This is a genomic window from Pseudomonas sp. RW10S2, assembly GCF_014268985.1.
Taxonomy (GTDB): Bacteria; Pseudomonadota; Gammaproteobacteria; order Pseudomonadales; family Pseudomonadaceae; genus Aquipseudomonas; species Aquipseudomonas wayambapalatensis.
This window is the reverse complement of sequence record NZ_JABWRO010000002.1, coordinates 24,453-43,750: the sequence shown is the minus strand read 5'-3', so window position 1 is coordinate 43,750 and position 19,298 is coordinate 24,453. Positions and strand designations below refer to the sequence as shown.

Below are 19,298 nucleotides of genomic sequence, written 5' to 3'. Positions count from 1 at the left end.
GCCTTTTTTGTGCCTGCAATACCAGCGTCATGCGCTGGCACGCAGATCCCAGTTTCAAGCAGGCTTCGGTCTGTGCGATACGCAGCGGTAGTTCAGTCGGTTAGAATACCGGCCTGTCACGCCGGGGGTCGCGGGTTCGAGTCCCGTCCGCTGCGCCATATCCGCTTCGAGGTCACTGAACACCTCGAGGCACAAAGAAAGCGACCTTCGGGTCGCTTTTTTTGTTTCTGTGGCCTGGTGAATGGCTAGTACCTGCCTTTATATCAATCGCCAGTGCTGTTAGACATCGGCGTGGAGCTGACAGGGTCAGTTTGAACATTTACCTGATGCTGACAGACTCTTCACCGACCAGCGGTTTCAGCGACCCAGCGATGTGTTGCACAATAGGCACCATTCGTTCTTCCCGGAATTGACAATGTCCAGATCTACCGTCTCAGTAGCGCTCGGGCTGGCCCTGGTGCTGGCGGGTGTTTCCGGCTGTTCCTCGAAAAAGGCAGCGATCTACGAACACGAGAACTTCGACGACTCGGGGACGTTCTCGCGCAGTTTCCAGGTCAGCGATGCCGGATCGTGCGAAGCCGCGCGCCGGGCATTGTTGAGCCAGGGCTATATCATCACCAGCAGTGACGCGAGCCAGGTGGCCGGCAACAAGAGCTTCCAGCAGAACGCCGAGAACCACCTGCAGATCAGCTTCAACATCACCTGTGCTCCCGACAGCAGCGACGATCAGCGCTCGACTATCTTTGCCAACGCCTTGCAGGATCGCTACACCCTGAAAAAATCCAATACCTCGGCCAGCCTCGGAGTGGGCATCCTCGGCTCGGTGTCGATGCCGATCGGCTCCACCGACGACTCCATGGTCAAGGTGGCCAGCGAAACCGTGACTTCGCCGCAGTTCTACGAGCGTTATTTCTCCCTGGTCGAAAGCTACCTGCCAAAGCCGAAGAAGCAGAAGAAGGCCACCCCTCAAGTGGAGCCGCCCAAGCCTGAAAAACCGGCGCAGGAGTTGGGCTTGCCCGAGCCTGCAGCATTGGCCCCGGCCGTTCAGCCAGCGGCGGTACCGGTGTCTGGCAGCGCGCCACAGGTCGAGCCGGCAGCGCCGGTGACTCCTTCGGAGCAAGCGCCATCGCCGACCGCTGCAGCACCAGCCGCACCAGCCGCCAGCGAGGCGCCAGCGGCGCCTGTGGTCGACGATAGCCAGGGCTCGCAGCCTATCGCGCCGCCGGTCGAAGCTGCGCCGATCCAGGTGCAGCAAGCAGCACCGACCAGCGAGCCGGCCCCCTCGTCACTCTAGGCTCTGTATGAAAAACCTTGATACTCGGTGATGCTGCGTTGAAAACAGCCTGGTGCGCCAGCCCGGTCGGAATGCTCATTTACAACCCGTAAAGTCGAGCGCGACCCCGGCCGTTCCTCGGCTGTTTTCGCCTTGCCTGACCTTCGTCTCAAGGCTTTTCATACAGACCCTAGGTAAATGCTTCATCCGCTGTTACACAAGAGCTGCTGTTAACGACTCGAACGCCTGCTACGTTTATTCCTCATGGGGATGTCATGATTCCTTCATCCGGCCCGCATAGCTTGATGGCCAGACCCGTGAAAAAATGAATGCAAGAGGACGCAGGCCAATGGACGATTATCAGGAAGAGCTTCTCGAATTCCAGGCATATGAACTGGACACTCCGGAGCCGGCAGAAGACGCCACCGAGCTCTAGCCCACTTGCCGCTGATGGCGGCGAAACTCCCCCGGTGTCAGCCTCGTCCAGCGCTTGAATGCGCGCTGGAAGGCTTCGGCTGATGCAAACCCCAGCAGATAGGCGATCTCACCGAAGGCCAGCTCCGTATCACGGATGTAGGTTTCGGCGAGGTCGCGTCGGGTGTCGTTGAGCAGGCCGCGAAAGCTCGAGCCTTCCTCGGCCAGCTTGCGACGCAATGTCCAGGTGGGCAGTTGCAGATGGTGTGAAACCTCCTCCAGATCAGGTTCCCGTCCGCCGTTGAGCAACGGGCCGAGCAGATGAGTGATGCGCTCGCCCAGGCTGCGCACACGCGTGCGCTGTGCCAGCTCCGCTTCGCACAGCTGCAGCAGGTGCTGCCAGGTGCTAGGGCAGTGGTGTGGGTTACCCAGCGCGAGTGCGGCCTGGCCGAGGCGTAGCTGGTTGCTGGCAGCGCCGAACTGCACGGGCGTGCTGCACAACGGTTGATACAGGGCACTGTAGGCGGGTGCTTCGAACTCGATCTCCATGCGTTCTGCCAGCACCGGCGTGCCGGCCAGCCCCGACAACTGTGCCAGCCAGCCGGCCAGCAACGAGTCGACCACGAAGCGGTTGTAGGTGTTGTACGGGCTGATCGAGTAAAAGCGCAGCCAGGCTCCTTGGGCGTCTTCGATGAAGGCCGAGCTGCCACGATAGTTGGCAGCGTACAGCGGCTCGAAGCGCAGCAGAGTACGCGCAGCCTCCCGCACGTTCGGGGCCTGTGCTGCCGTCACGCCCGCCAGGCCGGCCTGGGCCAGGCGGCTCAGGCTTCCCATGCGCAGCCCCAGCGCGGGCTCGGCGCTGAGCTCGATGGCTGCGTGCCCCAGGTGCATGTAGCGGGGAATCGACAGGCGGGCACAGGCTTTATTCACACGCGCGGCATCCAACCCATAACGTTGCAACAGCGGCGTCGGGTCATGACCCAGTTCCTGCAGGGCTTCGGTCAGCGGCTGGACGAAACCTACCGAGAGGTCACCCAGGCGCACGCGTGGCTGGCGCATGCCCTTACAGCCACAGGTTAAGCAGGCGGGCGCCCTGGCTGGGATTGCCAGCCAGTTGTGCGCCCGCCTGGTTGACAAAGCCTTGGCCGTCGCTGCCCAGCTCCCAGAACTGGCCGCGCAGGAAGACACTGATGCTTGGCAGCTTGGGGTTGGCGGCAAGGATCAGTTGACGCCAGGCCGCCTCCTCGCTGACTTCGCCTTTGCTCAACGGCAACTGGTTGGCCGCCTGTTGGTGGCGGTTGCCACGCCAGGGTGCCTGCCAACTTCCCTTGCCACTGAGAAACACCGGATTGGCGATCAGTTGCACCGACTGGCGAGCCAACAGCTCATGGTTGCGCGGATACCAGCTGTCGCTGCCCACCAGCACACCCAGGCGTCCGGCCGGGGTCTGCACGACCTGCAGCGGCTGGGCCTGGCCATCCTCGATGAAGCGACGGACCTCGCTGTCGGCGTATTGCTGCAACTGTGGCTGGCCAAGTGGTGTGCCATCGCTGGCGAACACCAGGCTGCTGTTGAACAGCGGTCCTTTGCCGACATGCAACTGACCCTCTTCGACATAGGGCGCCGGCAGCACGATGGAGCCGGCCACCAGGGTGACACCGAACTCGCGGGCCAGGCCGCCAAACAATTGCTGGTAGTCAGCGGCCATCTGCCGCGCCTTCATGCGCAGGTGTGCGTCGGAGCGGCGGTCATCGCCAGTGGCCGCCAGCATGGCCAGGCCGTAGCGCACGGGATTGCTCAGTTCCAGCCACTGCCAGGCTTCACGGAACTGGGTGACCTGGTACAGCTCCTTTTTCTCGCCGCGGGCCCAGAGCCAGGTGCCGATATGCTCGGGCAGCACCACCACCGTTCGCGGGTTGACCAAGCCTTGGGCGCGTGCCTGTTCCAGATAGGCCGAGAGCTTGCGGTGCAGGCGCTCGAGGTTCTGGTAGTCGCTGGGGTAGAGCAGCGGCTCGATGCCCAGCAGGTTGCCGTGTTCGCCGGGAACGCCCTGGTTGAGCGCCAGTTGGATGCGCAAATCGGATAGGTAATGACCTTCCGGGCGCTGCTGGGTCCAGAAGCCATAGCTGAACAGGGCGGCGATCATCACCAGCGCCAGGGCGCTTGCCAGGAGTTTGCGCATGAAACGGTACGGCATCTTTAGGCCAAGGGTGTCCTAGGGTAGTCCCGCTGTGCAGCAGGATCAATAAGTTGTCAGTTTCGATCATTGAGCCGGTTCAAACGCCTGTTTAATGTCGACGGCAGACAAACGACGGGGCCCGTGTGAGGCACCCGCATTCCGTGATCACGCCTCATCTGGAGTCCCTCCATGGCTGCCGAACGCTACCCACACCTGCTGGCCCCGCTCGACCTGGGCTTCACCACCCTGCGTAACCGCACCCTGATGGGCTCCATGCACACCGGGCTCGAAGAGCGCCCGGGGGGCTTCGAGCGGATGGCCGCCTACTTCGCCGAACGTGCCCGTGGCGGTGTCGGCCTGATGGTGACCGGCGGTATTGCACCGAACGACGAGGGTGGCGTGTACTCGGGCGCGGCCAAGCTCAGCACCGAGGAAGAAGCCGACAAGCATCGGATCGTCACCGAGGCGGTGCACGCGGCGGGAGGCAAGATCTGCCTGCAGATCCTGCATGCTGGTCGTTACGCCTACAGCCCGCGGCAGGTGGCGCCCAGTGCCATCCAGGCACCGATCAACCCGTTCAAGCCCAAGGAACTGGACGAGGCGGGTATCGAGAAGCAGATCGACGACTTCGTCAACTGTTCGGTACTGGCCCAGCGTGCCGGCTATGACGGCGTCGAGATCATGGGTTCGGAAGGCTATTTCATCAACCAGTTCCTCGCCGCGCACACCAACCACCGGACTGACCGCTGGGGCGGCAGCTACGAGAACCGCATGCGTCTTGCAGTAGAGATCGTCGGGCGCGTACGCAAAGCGGTGGGCCGCGAGTTCATCATCATCTTCCGCCTGTCGATGCTCGACCTGGTCGAAGGTGGCAGCAACTGGGCGGAGATCGTGCAGTTGGCCAAGGCCATCGAGCAGGCGGGCGCCACCCTGATCAACACCGGCATCGGCTGGCACGAGGCGCGTATCCCGACCATCGCCACCAAGGTGCCGCGCGCGGCGTTCAGCAAGGTCACCGCCAAGCTGCGCGGCGCAGTGCAGATTCCGCTGATCACCACCAACCGCATCAACACGCCCGAAGTGGCCGAAGCGGTGCTGGCCGAAGGCGATGCCGACATGGTGTCGATGGCTCGGCCTTTCCTTGCCGACCCTGACTTCGTCAACAAGGCCGCCGAGGGCCGCGCGGACGAGATCAACACCTGCATCGGCTGCAACCAGGCCTGCCTCGACCACACCTTCGGCGGCAAGTTGACCAGTTGCCTGGTCAACCCGCGTGCCTGCCACGAGACCGAGCTCAACTACCTGCCGGTACGTGCGGTGAAACGCATCGCCGTGGTCGGCGCAGGGCCTGCTGGCCTCGCCGCGGCGACGGTCGCCGCCGAGCGTGGGCACGAGGTGACCCTGTTCGATGCCAGCGCCGAGATCGGCGGGCAGTTCAACGTGGCCAAGCGCGTGCCCGGCAAGGAAGAGTTCTTCGAGACCCTGCGCTACTTCGCCAACAAAGTGAAGAGCAGCGGCGTGACGTTGCGCCTGAACACCCGTGTCGGTGTCGACGACCTGACGGCGGGCGGCTTCGACGAGATCATCCTGGCGACCGGCATCACCCCGCGTACGCCGGCCATCCCCGGCGTCGAGCATGCCAAGGTGCTGAGCTACCTCGACGTGCTGCTCGAGCGCAAGCCAGTAGGGGAGCGAGTTGCCGTGATCGGTGCCGGAGGTATCGGTTTCGACGTCAGCGAGTACCTGGTGCACAAGGGTGTTGCGACCAGCCAGGATCGTGCGGCGTTCTGGAAGGAGTGGGGTATCGATACCCACCTTGAAGCCCGCGGCGGTATCGCGGGGGTCAAGCCTGAGCCCCATGCTCCGGCACGCCAGGTCTATCTGCTGCAGCGCAAGAAGACCAAGGTCGGCGACGGCTTGGGCAAGACCACTGGCTGGATTCACCGCACGGGCCTGAAGAACAAGCAGGTGCAGATGCTCAACAGCGTCGATTACCTGAAGATCGATGACGCTGGTCTGCATGTGCGCATTGGCGAAGGCGAACCGCAGCTGCTGGCGGTGGACAACGTGGTGATATGCGCCGGCCAGGAGCCCCAGCGCGAGCTGTATGAGGGGCTGCTGGCGAACGGGCAATCGGTGCACCTGATCGGTGGTGCGGATGTCGCCGCCGAGCTCGATGCCAAGCGTGCGATCAACCAGGGGTCGCGCCTGGCGGCAGAACTCTAGGCAGACATAGTTAGTACCGTTTGTTCGCACGGTGGCGGCAACCTCTCGGTTTTCAGAGAGATTGCCGCCATGACCAGTACCTCGCAGCCCCAGCCGCTTACCGCCGAACTGCCTGATCAACTACCTGAAATCGACACGCTGCCCACGCTTCGGGCAGCAGCCCTCGCGTTGTTCGAGGAGCACTTGCCGGGCCTGCTGGCGCGTACGCCGCACCTGTTGCAATTCACCGGCGGCGATGGCGCTGCTGAACGCTCGCTTGCCCATGCGCATGCCCTGACAACCTTGGTCGAATCCGCACGATTGGGACAGACGAAAGCCGACCTCTTCGATCCGGCGCAGGCGGTGCTTTCGTCGAGCGCCAGTTCGCTGGCCGAAGATGATCTGCTCGTTGACGTGACCCTGAAGCAGGTGCTCGACGCCTTGCAGCTTATCGACGCCAAGGCTGTGCTCAGCCGTTTCGAGGACGATGCGCAAACCTACTGGGAGGTGCCCCCGCAGTTGTCTTCGGCTCCTCGAAAATTGGCCATGGAGCAGCAGGTGCGCTCGAGCCTGGCGGACGATGTACAGCTGCTGGAGAGCGTCGGAACGCTCACTGCCGAAGCCAGGGCACTGATCGAAGACATCGTCGAACACCCTCGTTTCTCCGACCGCAGCCTGGCACGTGGCGTCTACGACCTGACAGTCCACACCGGTGGCGCTGCGAAGTCCTTCTCCCTGCCAGGTATGCTGGTTCTCACCGAAATCCCGGCCGGCTACGATCCGGCACTTTCCTATGTGACCGAGCGGCAGGCCCTGACCGGCGAAGCTGTGTTGTATTGCAGCGGATATCTTGGGTTTGTCCTTCGTCACGACAACCTCCAGGCCACCCTGAATGAGGTGCGCAAGGCGCTGTTGGAGGACCGCGCCTGGGGCCTGGCCTTGTTGATGCGCCTGACACCGCAGGCGCAACGGGACTTGCTCGAGGAGTGGGAGCGTGAAGGTGCAAGCTTCGAGGTACGAGCCGGGTTGATCGAGGGCAATCCGTTCGAGCATCTGGCCAAACAGCAACGTGACACCTGGTATGCCAGCGCGACCAGCGAACATTCTGGTGTATGGGATGACCGCAATGGTCTGGATGTGTCACGCGCACGCTCCACGCGGGTGTTGCTAGCGTTCGAAGCCGAGCGCCAATTGCTGCGGGCACAGTTGCCGGAAGGGCTGCGCAACCTCGCTCAAGCGCAGCAGAAGGTACTGGATGGTATGTTGCTCGACATTGCCCGGCAGCAGAGCCTCGCCGAAGGCTATTGGAAGGAGTTGCCCGCGTTCAAGGATTTCGCCCGTGATCGGATCCGCGCCGAGTTGCGCGAGGAAGGGCAGGATCTGGACCCCCGGGCAGTCACCGTCGAGATCGAAATCGTTGAGTACAGCCCTGAATTGCCGGAGGTGGAACTTGCACCGGGTGTCACCCCTGATCTTGCACAGTCGCAAAGCGTGCAGAGCGAGTGCTCGCTGGTCGAATACATTGCCATGCGCATGGACGCCAGGGCCGACGCCAGTTGGACGGTCAGTTTCAGTGGCGTGACGCAGGCACAGTCGCGCTATCTCTCCAGCACGCGGCTGACGGCCCTGAGCCGTCGACTGGACCTGCAGAAGCACTATCAGCAAGCAATCAACAAGGCGTTGACGACACCCGCTGCTGGCGAGACCAAGGATCTGCACCAACGGCGCCGCGATGCCGCGACAGCCCTGTTCGAGAAACGCCTGCGGCTCGATGCGTTTCTGGCCCATGCCACGGGTGATCTGGACGATTCCGGGTATCAGGCTATCCAGGATGTTCTGGATCATCCATCGCCTGGCAAGCGGCCTCTGCGCGAAGGACAACGCGCTGAGTTGCAAGTACTCAAGCTGGGTGGCAACTCTTTGCGTGACGTGCTGATCTTCCATGAAACCGGCGAGTCGTCGCTGGTTTGCTACACCCCCGGCCATCCGTCCGGCAAGCCGTTCAGGCGCCACAGCTCCCGCAGTACCCTGCGCGCCGTGATGACCCGGGAGCTCGAAGGCATCCGAGATCCGGCGCAGTGGAGCGCAAGCACCGAGTACTGGGTGTCGCGGTTCGGGCGTCATCAGCTTGGGCAGGCCTTTCCTTTGTTGCTTCGCATCGCGGATGGCAAGGCCGGCGCAGACCTGGACACGCAAACCCTCAGCCAATCGGTGGGCATGGCTGTTTTCGATTATCGGATCGCTTATCTGCTGGCCGAAGGTAACAGCCTGGCGGTATCCGATGCCGAGTTGCGACTGGAGCGTGGGCTGGACATCGCTGTCACCGTGTTCCGCGTGTTGAGTACGCTGATTCCCGCGCGGGTCATGACCATGCTCGACCTCGCAGAGCTTGGTTATTACCTGTTCAACAGTTACGCGGCGCTAGCCAGTGGGGAGCGTGAGCAGGCCGGAGCCTATGCCATCGAGTTCTTGAGCAGCCTGAGCGGACTGGCCAATGCCAAGTTCTACAGGTTCAGGGCACCCGTCGCCTCGGGAGTGCCGCTGCGCCTGGCGGGAGGCAGTGGTACGCGGACGGTCGCTGCGATCAGCGAGGCGCCCAAGCCACAGGGCTCACCCTTTGCCATTTCCGAGGGGCCGCGGCAGGGGTTGCTGGTCTTCGACGGCCGGTTGAACGTGTCTTTGCAGGGCCGTTACTACCCTGTCTATGAGGTGCGTGACCCGCTGCAACGGACCTCGAGTTTCCATATCGGATCAGGCGGCGACACTCAGAGCCGCTCGCTGTTTTCCAATCCCGATCCGAGGATCGAACGTGATCCGCGCACAGGTGACTGGCTGATCGTGCGCCGTCCGGGGCTGCTGGGGGGGATGGACCAGCCACTGCCGGTTCGGACGATGCCGGTGAACGCGCTGCGTGGGGTCAGTGAAAGCGCCGATGGCAGTGGCCGGGTTTTCCGCATCATGGACGGCGCCCAGGAACTGAAGGTAATGTTCGATCTGGAGCACTGCTGTTGGTACTCGTCGTCCAAACGCTTGTACTACCGGTGGGATGAACAGACAAGCCGCTATGTGGGCGCTGCCGATCCTGGCCCGAAGGCGTCTCGAATGGTGCGCCAGCAGGCGCGTATGGAGCTGGAGTGTCCCCAGCGGCCAGTGCTGCCGGAGCAGCCGCCGAGCAGTGGGCTGGAGCCGCTGCCCAAGGATATCCACCAGATCTGGATCGGAAGTGCAGACGCTCTGATAGAGGCGCACGACGCTACGCTCAAGGCCAACATCGAGATGGCACAACAGGGCGGTTACAAATTGCATCTGCACTTCCTGGGCCTCAGTAGGTGGGGGTTGGGCAATGTGGTGCAGTTGCGCAAGCTGCGCTCGCGCTACCCGGGAGCGACCTGCACGGCGGTGAGGCAGGAGGTGTTCTTCAAACCTTTCGAAGATAGCCCGCAGGGCGAAGTGTTCAAGTTCTTCCTCCGGCCGGAAACCCGTAACTACGCAGCGGCCTGCGACGCCTTGCGCTACAGGTTGATACACGAACTGGGCGGTGTGTACATGGACATGGACGATGTACTGCTCAGCCCGCTGCCAGGCTTCATGCTGCAGCCCGGGCAACTGGCGGTAGGCGGGGTGGTGAGCAACATGACCCTGCAGCTCTACGGCCCCAACAACAGCCATTTCGCCTCGCTCAAGGGCAACCCGTTGCTCGATGCGGTGTTGCGTGAAATGTCCAAGCGTTTCAGCGAGAGCCAGAAGCTTGGCTATCGCCCGAAGTTCTCCGACCCGGGTTTCACCGCGTACATGCGCGAGATATCCAGGGTGACCGGCCCCGATCTGCTCAATTCCGTGCGGCATCGGGCCAGTGCGATCGATAAGGCCTTGACCGAAGCGAAGATGTATATCTTCGAACTACAGGACAACGGTGTGCGTCCCGAAATTTCGGTATCAGCATGGGTGAAACGCGTCTCTGCACTGCTGACGCCGCTGGAGGACTTCATCGATACCGGCAATGCCCACAGTTGGAAGACGGGGCGCCGTTGACCTGCTAACGTGCAGGTTTTTCGGGATGCTGCAGATGTTCGATGGATTTCCCGGCTCCACCGCCGCGCCCCTGCAAAGCCTGCACCTGCCCTGGCTGGTGCAGGCTGGCGTGGCGTGCGCAGTATTGCGCCTGGACCTGATCGACCCACTGGTCAGTGGCAACAAGTGGTTCAAGCTGCAGCACCACCTGCGTGCTGCCCAGAAGGCAGGTGCACCCGGCTTGATCAGCCTGGGCGGCAACCACTCCAATCATTTGCATGCCTTGGCCGCTGCGGGCAGGCGCTTCGGCTTCGCCACCGCCGGGTTGTTGCGTGGTCAGCGGCAAGACACCCCGACCGTCCGTGACCTGGAGGCGCTGGGCATGACCTTGCACTGGTTGGGCTACGGTGGTTACCGGGCGCGAAATGAGCAGGGCTTCTGGCAACCCTGGCAGGCGCGCTATCCAGGCTGGCATTGCATCCCCGAGGGAGGGGGCGGCGTGGAGGGCGCCTTGGGGTGTGGGCAGATCGTCGAGCAGGCGCGGGCGCAACTGGCGTCTATCGGTTGGGACGATTACCACGCCTGGTGGCTGGCGGTGGGCACCGGCACCACGCTGGCAGGCCTGGTGCTGGCCGAGCAGGGCGCGCATCCGGTGCATGGCGCCCTGGCGGTGCCGCGCGACCATGGTGTGGAGCAGGGCATTGCGCAGTTGGCGGGTACAGCTGGCTATTGCCTGCACGACGCCAGCCGCGCTGGATTCGCCCGGCGCGATGAGGCGTTGCTGGCATTCATTGCAGACAGCGAGCGTTACAGCGGTCTGCCGCTCGAGGCGATCTACACGGGGAAGGCGCTGCTGGCCCTGCGTGAGCAGGTCGAGGCCGGGCGATTTTCGCCCGGCACCCGCCTGATCTTCGTTCATACCGGTGGCCTGCAGGGGCGGCGCGGTTACTTGTAGGGCAGCATGCGCAGCAGTGTGTTGTCCCGGCGTATGTAGTGGTGGTAAAGCCCGGCAATGGCATGCAGCCCGATCAGCCAGTAGCCCCAGGTGCCGATGCGTTCATGCCAGCCCTTGATGAACTTCGCTTGGTCCGGATCCTGGCCGATCAGTGCAGGCAGCTCCAGCCCAAAGAATGGTATCGGCTTGCCCGCAGCGCTGAGGATCAGCCAGCCGGCCAATGGCATGCCGATCATCAGCAGGTAAAGCAGCACGTGAACCAGATGGGAGAGGCCGGTCTGCCAGGCGGGTGGCTTGGGCACGATAGGCGGTGTCGGGCGCGCAAGGCGCATGGCCAGGCGTAGCCATACCAGCACGAACACTGTGAGCCCGAGCATGAAGTGCAGGCTCTTCATCAGGTCGCGCTCGGCACTGTCCTTGGGGAATAGCCCGCGTAGCTCGATGCAGGCATAGACGGCGGCGAGCAGCACCAGCATCAACCAGTGCAGGGTGATGGACAGGCGCGCATAGTGGGGCTCGGGAGTGGATGAAACCATGGTCGGTCCTCGTCATCAGGTTGGGTGGGCGCTCTTGCTGGCGCCTGGTGTGGACTTTAGCGCGTCGATTGGTAATTTTTCGTTGTTTCAGGTCGGTTGTTTCGATGATTTTTGGGCTCGGAACGGCATTTTCTCGAGCACTGGTTCTGGGTCATCCCGATAAATTTGGCCAGCTGTCACGCACCAGAAACACTCGCTCCGCCTCTTGCCAGGCGCCTTCACCATCCTCCTCCAACCTCACCAGCAATTGTGCCGCGGCTCCTTCCTCCAGGCGCCACAGCCAGGCTGCAAAACCCGCCGCCCCCCAGCGATCCCCAGCCTCGACCCGTGCAGGTGCCAGCCAGGCATGGCGTTGCAGCGGTTGCCAGAGTGCCGTCGGGTGAGCGCTGGCATACTGCGCCCACTCGCGTCGATGCAGCCAGCGCCCGCGCAGGTGCGCAGGGTTGGCCCCGAAGGGGGATGTGGTTTGTCCCGGCCATGGATGAAAAAGATAGCCGCCCAGCCACAGGTGCGACTGCACATCGCCCACCTGCAGTTGATTCAGGGCTTCGCGGCTTTCGGCCCGAGCCGAGATCGGCAGTTGATGTGCGACCAGATGCGCCAGCTTGCTGCCAAGCCGGTCGTGGCAACCTGGACCCAGCCACTGCGCCGGGTCGCGGGCATCAGCCTGATCCGGCCCGAGGTAGAGCTTGATCGCCAGTTCCAGGTGATGGTCGCCCGTGCGATCGCGCAGCAGGATATCCAGCTCACCCAAGGTTTGCCGGCCCTGGCGGATTGCCAGGTTGGCGGCCAGCAGCTCGACGCCGGGTGCCTGCTGCAGGGCGAATTGCCAGAGGCTTTCGTAGTACAGCCCCAAGCGCCGGCTGGTGAGGCGCGCCAGCCACGCCTGCAAGGGCTGCGGATCGCGGTCGAGGGCGAGCAGCCAGTCGCGCAACTGCCCGGGATCGTCCGCCCAGCCGCTGGCCGCCAGCGGATGGCGTTGCGGGCAGGGCGGTTCGCTCAGCAGCGGCGACGACAGCAGCGTCCACGCCAGATCGCGCACGCCAGGGTGGCGTAGCTGGCGGGGCAGGGCATGGAGGTCGGTGAAGGGCGTCATCCTGCGAGCATAGCCGGTTTGCTGCTGGCCGGTCGTTTCGCCCATAATCCAGGCATTGTCACCCGCCGCAGAGCCTTGCAGGAGCCCCATGGAGCAATTTCGCAATATCGGTATCATCGGACGCCTCGGTAGCTCGCAGGTGCTCGACACCATTCGCCGACTGAAGAAGTTCCTGCTCGAGCGCCACCTGCACGTGATCCTCGAGGACACTATCGCCGAAGTGCTGCCCGGCCACGGCCTGCAGACCTCCACGCGCAAGCTGCTGGGCGAGGTCTGCGACCTGGTCATCGTCGTCGGTGGCGACGGCAGCCTGTTGGGCGCCGCCCGAGCGCTGGCCCGGCACAACATCCCGGTGCTGGGTATCAACCGCGGCAACCTGGGCTTTCTCACCGACATTCGCCCCGACGAGCTGGAAACCAAGGTCGCCGAGGTGCTCGACGGCCACTATCTGGTCGAGAACCGCTTCCTGCTGCAGGCCGAGGTTCGCCGCCACAACGAAGCCATTGGCCAGGGCGACGCGCTCAACGATGTGGTGCTGCACCCGGGCAAGTCGACGCGGATGATCGAGTTCGAGATCTACATCGACGGCCAGTTCGTCTGCAGCCAGAAGGCCGACGGCCTGATCGTCGCCACGCCCACGGGTTCCACCGCCTACGCGCTGTCGGCCGGCGGCCCGATCATGCACCCCAAGCTCGATGCCATCGTCATCGTGCCGATGTATCCGCACACCCTGTCTGGCCGGCCGATCGTGGTCGATGGCAACAGCGAGCTGAAGATCGTGGTCGCCAAGGACCTGCAGATCTACCCGCAGGTCTCCTGCGACGGGCAGAACCACTTCACCTGCGCTCCAGGCGACACCATCACGGTGAGCAAGAAGCCACAGAAGCTGCGCTTGATCCATCCGCTGGATCATAACTACTACGAAGTCTGCCGCACCAAGCTTGGCTGGGGCAGTCGTCTGGGGGGCAGGGACGACTGATGCTCGATCCGGCACGCAGTTTCGACATCATCGGCGACGTTCACGGTTGTGCGTTGACCCTCGAACGCCTGCTCGACACCCTTGGCTACACGCGCACGGGTGGTGTCTGGCGCCATGCGCGGCGCCAGGCACTGTTCCTCGGCGACATCGTCGATCGAGGCCCGCGCATCCGCGAGGCGCTGCACATCGTCCATGACATGGTCGAAGCCGGCCAGGCCCACTGCATCATGGGCAATCACGAGTACAACGCCCTGGGCTGGGTCACGCCGGCGCTTCCCGGCAGCGGCAAGGCCTTCGTGCGCGAGCACACGCCGCGCCATGCCCGCCTGATCGACGAGACCCTCACCCAATTCGCCCAGCATCCCGGCGACTGGCATGATTTCATCCAGTGGTTCTACACCCTGCCGCTGTTCGTCGACGCCGGGCGTTTCCGCCTGGTGCATGCCTGCTGGGACCACCAACTGATCGCACAACTGCGCGCCCAATACCCGAACGGCCGTATCGACGAGCACTTCGTGCAGGCCTCTGCGGTCTCGGGAAGCTTTGCCTCGACCGTGTGCAACCGCCTGCTGCGCGGCACCGACATGCGCCTGCCAGACGGCCTCACGCTGACCGGCGGCGACGGCCTGACCCGCGCCTTCTTCCGCACCAAATTCTGGGAGGAAGACCCGCAAACCTATGGCGACATCGTGTTCCAGCCCGATGCGCTGCCCGAGGAAGTGGCCCGCGCGCCGCTCAGCCACAGCCAGAAGAACGCGCTGCTGCGTTATTCGGAGGATGAACCACTGCTGTTCGTCGGTCATTACTGGCGCAGCGGCCACCCCGCGCCGATCCGCGCCAACCTGGCCTGCCTGGACTACAGCGCGGTGCTCTACGGCAAGCTGGCCGCCTACCGGCTGGACGACGAAACCCGCATCGATCCGCACAAGTTCGTCTGGGTCGATGTCGACCGACCGCAGGCCAGCCAATGAACGTGATCGAAGTGATGCGTCTGCCGCTGGGTGTCGACCTCAGTGGCTTCGTCACCTTGTTGCGGCGCCTCGAGGTGCCGCACCGGGTGGTCGAGGAGGGCAGTGAGCAAGTGCTCTGGGTGCCGCCCGCCATGGCCGCGCAGGTGCTCGAGCTCTATCGCCGCTACCCTGACGGCAATGCCGATGCGGATTCGCTCGTGGGTGCGCAAACGCCCGCGAGCGAGCCGACCCGGCCCCCGCTGAAGGAGCAGTTGCGCGCCTGCAAGGTCACCGCTGCGATCCTGCTGCTGTGCATTGCCGTGGTCGGCTTGACCGGCCTTGGCGAAAACCTTTCGACCCTGAGCTGGTTCACCTTCCAGGACTACCAGGTACAGGGCGACTACCTCTACTTCGTGCCGCTGGCCCAAAGCCTGGGTGAGGGCCAGTGGTGGCGCCTGGTGTCGCCCATGCTGCTGCACTTCGGCGTCCTGCACCTGGCCATGAACGGGCTGTGGTACTGGGAGCTGGGGCGGCGCATCGAGTTGCGCCAAGGGCCTTGGGCGTTGCTGGCGCTGACCCTGGTGTTCAGCCTGGTGTCGAACCTGGCCCAGCATTTCATCGGCGGCCCAAACCTGTTCGGTGGCCTGTCCGGAGTGCTCTACGGTTTGCTCGGTTACCTCTGGCTCTACCAGTGGCTGGCGCCCAACCCCTTGTTCAGCCTGCCCCGCGGCGTGCTGGTGATGATGCTCATCTGGCTGGTGATCTGCCTGAGTGGCGTGGTCGGCCAGCTCGGCTTCGGCCAGATCGCCAATGCCGCCCATGTCGGCGGGTTGCTCATCGGATGCCTGACAGGCCTCTTGGGTGGACTGCTGGCCCGGCGTAAACTGTCGGCTTGATTTAGGAGACGCTCATGTCCACTTTCGCGCAAATGATCGAAAACATCACCCCCGAGATCTACCAGAGCCTGAAGACGGCGGTGGAACTCGGCAAATGGTCCGATGGCCGCAAGCTCACCGCCGAGCAGAAGGAGCTGTCGCTGCAGGCAGTGATCGCCTGGGAAATCCAGAACCTGCCCGAGGAAGAGCGCACCGGCTACATGGGGCCGCAGGAATGCGCCTCCAAATCCGCGCCGATCCCCAACATTCTGTTCAAGTCGGACTCGGTACATTGATCGAACTCGCTCGTGGCTCCTTGAGCAAGATGGCGGTGCGTCTCGAGGCACCGGTCGTGCAGTACAGCTTTCGCCTCGGTGAAGAGCAGGTGCCGGTCAACCCGTTGATCGGCCAGTCGCTGCGTCTGGAATACCTCGGTGCGATCCACTGTACCCATTGCGGCAAGCGCACCAAGACCAGTTTCAGCCAGGGCTACTGCTACCCCTGCATGACCAAACTGGCCCAGTGCGATGTGTGCATCATGGCCCCGGAACGTTGCCACTACGATGCCGGCACCTGCCGCGAGCCGTCGTGGGGCGAGCAGTTCTGCATGACCGACCATGTGGTGTACCTGGCCAACTCGTCGGGCATCAAGGTGGGAATCACCCGTGCCACGCAATTGCCCACCCGCTGGCTTGACCAGGGCGCCAGCCAGGCACTGCCGATCATGCGCGTGGCCACCCGCCAACAGTCGGGCCTGGTCGAAGACCTGTTGCGCAGCCAGGTACCGGATCGCACCAACTGGCGCACCCTGCTCAAGGGCGATGCCGAAGCGCTGGACCTGGTCGCGGTGCGCGAGCAGATCTTCGATGCCTGCGCCGAAGGCTTGCGCGAGCTGCAAGGCCGCTTCGGCCTGCAGGCGATCCAGCCACTGCCCGATGCCGAAGTGGTCGAGATGCGCTACCCGGTCCAGGCCTACCCGAAGAAGATCGTCAGCTTCAACCTGGACAAGGACCCGGTGGTGGAAGGCACGCTGCTGGGCATCAAGGGCCAGTACCTGATCTTCGACACCGGCGTGATCAATATTCGCAAGTACACGGCCTACCAGCTGGCCGTGCTCCAGTAAAAGGATCGTCACCATGCGTACCGAACAACCGCAAGTGATCTACCTCAAGGACTATCAGGCGCCCGAGTATCTGATCGACGAGACGCACCTGACCTTCGAGCTGTTCGAGGACCACACCCTGGTCCATGCGCAACTGGTCATGCGCCGCAACCCCGAGCGCGGTGCCGGCTTGCCGCCACTGGTGCTCGATGGCCAGCAACTGGCGCTGCAGCGCGCCGCGCTGGACGACCAGGAGCTGCAGGCCGATGACTACCAGCTCGATGACAGCAGCCTGACCCTCCACCCCAAATCTGAGCGCTTCATCCTCGACACCAGCGTGAAGATCCATCCGGAAAGCAACACCGCGCTGGAAGGCCTGTACAAGTCCGGCAAGATGTTCTGCACTCAGTGCGAAGCCGAAGGTTTCCGCAAGATCACCTACTACCTCGACCGCCCGGATGTGATGAGCACCTTCACCACCACGGTGATCGCCGAGCAGCACCGCTACCCGGTGTTGCTGTCCAACGGCAACCCGGTCGGCAGCGGCCCGGCAGAAGACGGCCGCCACTGGGCAACCTGGGAAGACCCGTTCAAGAAGCCGGCCTACCTGTTCGCGCTGGTGGCGGGCGATCTCTGGTGCGTCGAGGACAGCTTCACCCGCCAGTCGGGTCGCGATGTGACCCTGCGCATCTACGTCGAGCCCGAGAACATCGACAAGTGCGACCACGCGATGGTCAGCCTGAAGAAGTCCATGCGCTGGGACGAGGAGGTCTACGGCCGTGAGTACGACCTGGACATCTTCATGATCGTCGCGGTCAACGACTTCAACATGGGCGCCATGGAAAACAAGGGCCTGAACATCTTCAACTCCAGTTGCGTGCTGGCCCGCGCCGAAACCGCCACCGATGCTGCCCACCAGCGCGTCGAAGGGGTGGTCGCCCATGAGTACTTCCACAACTGGTCGGGCAACCGCGTGACCTGCCGCGACTGGTTCCAGCTGTCGCTCAAGGAAGGCTTCACGGTGTTCCGCGACGCCGAGTTCAGCGCCGACATGAACTCGCGCACGGTCAAGCGCATCGAGGACGTCGCCTACCTGCGCACCCACCAGTTCGCCGAAGACGCCGGCCCCATGGCCCATCCGGTGCGCCCGGACAGCTTCATCGAGATCTCCAACTTCTACACCCTGACCGTGTACGAAAAGGGCGCCGAAGTGGTTGGCATGGTCCGTACCCTGCTGGGCACCGAGGGCTTCCGCAAGGGCAGCGACCTGTACTTCGAGCGTCACGATGGCCAGGCGGTGACCACCGACGACTTCATCAAGGCCATGGAAGACGCCAATGGCGTCGACCTGACCCAGTTCAAGCGCTGGTACAGCCAGGCCGGCACGCCGCGCCTCGAGGTCAGCGAAGCCTATGATGGCGCGGCGCAGACCTACAGCCTGACCTTCCGCCAGAGCTGCCCGCAGACGCCGGACAAGCTCGACAAACTGCCGTTCGTGATCCCGGTAGCATTGGGCCTGCTCGATGCCGAGGGCAATGACCTGCCGCTGCAACTGGCCGGTGAAGCGGCTGCCAACGCCGCGACCCAACGCGTACTTTCGGTGACCGAAGCCGAGCAGACCTTCACCTTCCAGGGCATCGTCGCCAAGCCGCTGCCGTCGTTGCTGCGTGGCTTCAGTGCACCGGTCAAGCTGAGCTTCCCCTATGACCGCGACCAGCTGATGTTCCTCATGCAGCACGACAGCGATGGCTTCAACCGCTGGGAAGCGGGCCAGCAGCTGGCCGTGCAGGTGCTGCAGGAGCTGATCGGCCAGCATCAGCGCGGCGAAGCGCTGAAACTCGACCCTCGGCTGATCACTGCCCTGGGTACGGTACTGGCCAACGAGTCGCTGGACCCGGCCATGGTCGCCGAAATGCTGTCGCTGCCAGGCGAGGCCTACCTCACCGAAATCAGCCAGGTGGCGGATGTCGACGCGATTCATGCGGCCCGCGAGTTCGCCCGCAAGCAGATCGCCGAGCAGCTGTTCGATGCGCTGTGGGCGCGCTACCAGGCCAACCGCGAAGTGTCGCGCAACACCGCTTATGTAGCTGCAGCCGAGCACTTCGCCCGCCGCAGCCTGCAGAACATCGCGCTGTCGTACCTGATGCTCAGCGGCAAGGCGCAGGTGCTGGAGGCTACGCTGGAGCAGTTCGAGCACGCCGACAACATGACCGAGCGCCTGACCGCGCTGGCCGTGCTGGTCAATTCGCCGTTCGAAGCCGAGCGCGCCAAGGCGCTGCAGGCCTTCGCCGAGCACTTCAAGGACAACCCCCTGGTCATGGACCAGTGGTTCAGCGTGCAGGCGGCAAGCAGCCTGCCGGGCGGGCTGGCGCGGGTCAAGGCGCTGATGCAGCACCCGGCCTTCACCCTGAAGAACCCGAACAAGGTGCGTGCGCTGGTCGGCGCCTTTGCCGGGCAGAACCTGGTCAACTTCCATGCCGCCGACGGCTCGGGTTATCGCTTCCTGGCGGACCTTGTGATCGAGCTCAACGCGCTCAATCCGCAGATCGCCTCGCGCCAACTGGCGCCGTTGACCCGCTGGCGCAAGTACGATGCTGCGCGTCAGGCGCTCATGAAGGGCGAGCTCGAGCGAATCCTCGCCTCCGGTGCGCTGTCCAGTGATGTGTATGAAGTGGTGAGCAAGAGCCTGGCTTGATTCATTTTTAAACCGGGCTGGCCGATTC

14 protein-coding genes and 1 tRNA gene are annotated in these 19,298 nt (G+C 63.6%); 11 read left to right on the top strand and 4 right to left on the bottom strand.

Features of this window, described 5'->3' with window-relative positions:
• The first annotated feature begins 81 nt into the window (after positions 1 to 81).
• A tRNA-Asp gene (locus HU729_RS00970) sits at positions 82 to 158 on the top strand.
• A gap of 257 nt (positions 159 to 415) precedes the next feature.
• On the top strand, positions 416 to 1,294 hold the full coding sequence (locus HU729_RS00965; protein ID WP_186666771.1) for a DUF2242 domain-containing protein: 879 nt from the start codon (positions 416 to 418) through the stop codon (positions 1,292 to 1,294).
• Between the two features lie 411 nt (positions 1,295 to 1,705).
• Here the strand turns inward: HU729_RS00965 and HU729_RS00960 are convergent, their stop codons facing one another.
• Both HU729_RS00960 and HU729_RS00955 read right to left on the bottom strand, forming a co-directional pair.
• Complete coding sequence (locus HU729_RS00960; RefSeq protein ID WP_186707917.1) at positions 1,706 to 2,746, bottom strand: AraC family transcriptional regulator; 1,041 nt, start codon at positions 2,744 to 2,746, stop codon at positions 1,706 to 1,708.
• Positions 2,747 to 2,750: 4 nt separating this feature from the next.
• Positions 2,751 to 3,869 carry a nitrilase-related carbon-nitrogen hydrolase gene (locus tag HU729_RS00955; protein WP_186666769.1) on the bottom strand — a complete coding sequence of 373 codons (1,119 nt, stop codon included), beginning with the start codon at positions 3,867 to 3,869 and terminating at the stop codon, positions 2,751 to 2,753.
• A 186-nt stretch (positions 3,870 to 4,055) separates the two neighbouring features.
• On the opposite strand from HU729_RS00955, the gene HU729_RS00950 reads away from it, so the two are divergent.
• From HU729_RS00950 to HU729_RS00940, 3 genes are all read left to right on the top strand, one after another.
• On the top strand, positions 4,056 to 6,092 hold the full coding sequence (locus tag HU729_RS00950) for an NADPH-dependent 2,4-dienoyl-CoA reductase (protein WP_186707915.1): 2,037 nt from the start codon (positions 4,056 to 4,058) through the stop codon (positions 6,090 to 6,092).
• Between the two features lie 69 nt (positions 6,093 to 6,161).
• The gene (locus tag HU729_RS00945) at positions 6,162 to 10,103 is read left to right on the top strand and encodes a DUF6543 domain-containing protein (protein WP_186707913.1); all 3,942 of its coding nucleotides are present in this window, start codon (positions 6,162 to 6,164) and stop codon (positions 10,101 to 10,103) included.
• 34 nt (positions 10,104 to 10,137) lie between these two features.
• Positions 10,138 to 11,037 (top strand): pyridoxal-phosphate dependent enzyme, encoded by a 900-nt coding sequence (locus HU729_RS00940; protein WP_186667003.1) that lies wholly within the window; start codon positions 10,138 to 10,140, stop codon positions 11,035 to 11,037.
• On the opposite strand, the gene HU729_RS00935 is transcribed toward HU729_RS00940, so the two are convergent.
• A complete protein-coding gene (locus tag HU729_RS00935) occupies positions 11,028 to 11,573 on the bottom strand; it encodes a cytochrome b (RefSeq protein ID WP_186707911.1) in 546 nt (181 codons plus the stop codon). The genes HU729_RS00940 and HU729_RS00935 overlap by 10 nt on opposite strands.
• Before the next feature lie 151 nt (positions 11,574 to 11,724).
• On the bottom strand, positions 11,725 to 12,759 hold the full coding sequence (locus HU729_RS00930; RefSeq protein WP_238348275.1) for a DUF1853 family protein: 1,035 nt from the start codon (positions 12,757 to 12,759) through the stop codon (positions 11,725 to 11,727).
• On the opposite strand from HU729_RS00930, the gene HU729_RS00925 reads away from it, so the two are divergent.
• From HU729_RS00925 to pepN, 6 genes are read left to right on the top strand one after another with little or no spacing between them, the layout of a single operon-like run.
• Positions 12,758 to 13,648, top strand: coding sequence for an NAD(+) kinase (locus HU729_RS00925; protein ID WP_054893119.1), 891 nt, complete (start codon positions 12,758 to 12,760; stop codon positions 13,646 to 13,648). The genes HU729_RS00930 and HU729_RS00925 overlap by 2 nt on opposite strands.
• Positions 13,648 to 14,619 carry a metallophosphoesterase gene (locus HU729_RS00920; RefSeq protein WP_186666765.1) on the top strand — a complete coding sequence of 324 codons (972 nt, stop codon included), beginning with the start codon at positions 13,648 to 13,650 and terminating at the stop codon, positions 14,617 to 14,619. Before HU729_RS00925 ends, HU729_RS00920 begins: the two co-directional genes overlap by 1 nt.
• On the top strand, positions 14,616 to 15,494 hold the full coding sequence (locus tag HU729_RS00915; protein WP_186707909.1) for a rhomboid family intramembrane serine protease: 879 nt from the start codon (positions 14,616 to 14,618) through the stop codon (positions 15,492 to 15,494). The genes HU729_RS00920 and HU729_RS00915 overlap by 4 nt, the downstream gene beginning before the upstream one ends.
• A 14-nt stretch (positions 15,495 to 15,508) precedes the next feature.
• Positions 15,509 to 15,769 (top strand): DUF1315 family protein, encoded by a 261-nt coding sequence (locus tag HU729_RS00910; protein WP_065861159.1) that lies wholly within the window; start codon positions 15,509 to 15,511, stop codon positions 15,767 to 15,769.
• Positions 15,766 to 16,596: a DUF2797 domain-containing protein gene (locus HU729_RS00905; RefSeq protein WP_186666763.1), complete on the top strand. Its 831-nt coding sequence runs from the start codon at positions 15,766 to 15,768 to the stop codon at positions 16,594 to 16,596. The genes HU729_RS00910 and HU729_RS00905 overlap by 4 nt, the downstream gene beginning before the upstream one ends.
• A gap of 13 nt (positions 16,597 to 16,609) precedes the next feature.
• On the top strand, positions 16,610 to 19,270 hold the full coding sequence (gene pepN / locus HU729_RS00900) for an aminopeptidase N (protein WP_186707907.1): 2,661 nt from the start codon (positions 16,610 to 16,612) through the stop codon (positions 19,268 to 19,270).
• Positions 19,271 to 19,298 lie beyond the last annotated feature (28 nt).

Excerpts from the sequence above, each read along its gene's own strand:
- HU729_RS00965 (WP_186666771.1), top strand. The coding sequence starts at position 416 with ATGTCCAGATCTACCGTCTCAGTAGCGCTCGGGCTGGCCCTGGTGCTG.
- HU729_RS00955 (WP_186666769.1), bottom strand. The coding sequence starts at position 3,869 with ATGCGCAAACTCCTGGCAAGCGCCCTGGCGCTGGTGATGATCGCCGCC.
- HU729_RS00930 (WP_238348275.1), bottom strand. The coding sequence starts at position 12,759 with ATGGGGCTCCTGCAAGGCTCTGCGGCGGGTGACAATGCCTGGATTATG.
- HU729_RS00945 (WP_186707913.1), top strand. The coding sequence starts at position 6,162 with ATGACCAGTACCTCGCAGCCCCAGCCGCTTACCGCCGAACTGCCTGAT.
- HU729_RS00910 (WP_065861159.1), top strand. The coding sequence starts at position 15,509 with ATGTCCACTTTCGCGCAAATGATCGAAAACATCACCCCCGAGATCTAC.
- HU729_RS00915 (WP_186707909.1), top strand. The coding sequence starts at position 14,616 with ATGAACGTGATCGAAGTGATGCGTCTGCCGCTGGGTGTCGACCTCAGT.
- HU729_RS00935 (WP_186707911.1), bottom strand. The coding sequence starts at position 11,573 with ATGGTTTCATCCACTCCCGAGCCCCACTATGCGCGCCTGTCCATCACC.
- HU729_RS00920 (WP_186666765.1), top strand. The coding sequence starts at position 13,648 with ATGCTCGATCCGGCACGCAGTTTCGACATCATCGGCGACGTTCACGGT.
- HU729_RS00950 (WP_186707915.1), top strand. The coding sequence starts at position 4,056 with ATGGCTGCCGAACGCTACCCACACCTGCTGGCCCCGCTCGACCTGGGC.
- HU729_RS00925 (WP_054893119.1), top strand. The coding sequence starts at position 12,758 with ATGGAGCAATTTCGCAATATCGGTATCATCGGACGCCTCGGTAGCTCG.
- pepN (WP_186707907.1), top strand. The coding sequence starts at position 16,610 with ATGCGTACCGAACAACCGCAAGTGATCTACCTCAAGGACTATCAGGCG.
- HU729_RS00940 (WP_186667003.1), top strand. The coding sequence starts at position 10,138 with ATGTTCGATGGATTTCCCGGCTCCACCGCCGCGCCCCTGCAAAGCCTG.
- HU729_RS00960 (WP_186707917.1), bottom strand. The coding sequence starts at position 2,746 with ATGCGCCAGCCACGCGTGCGCCTGGGTGACCTCTCGGTAGGTTTCGTC.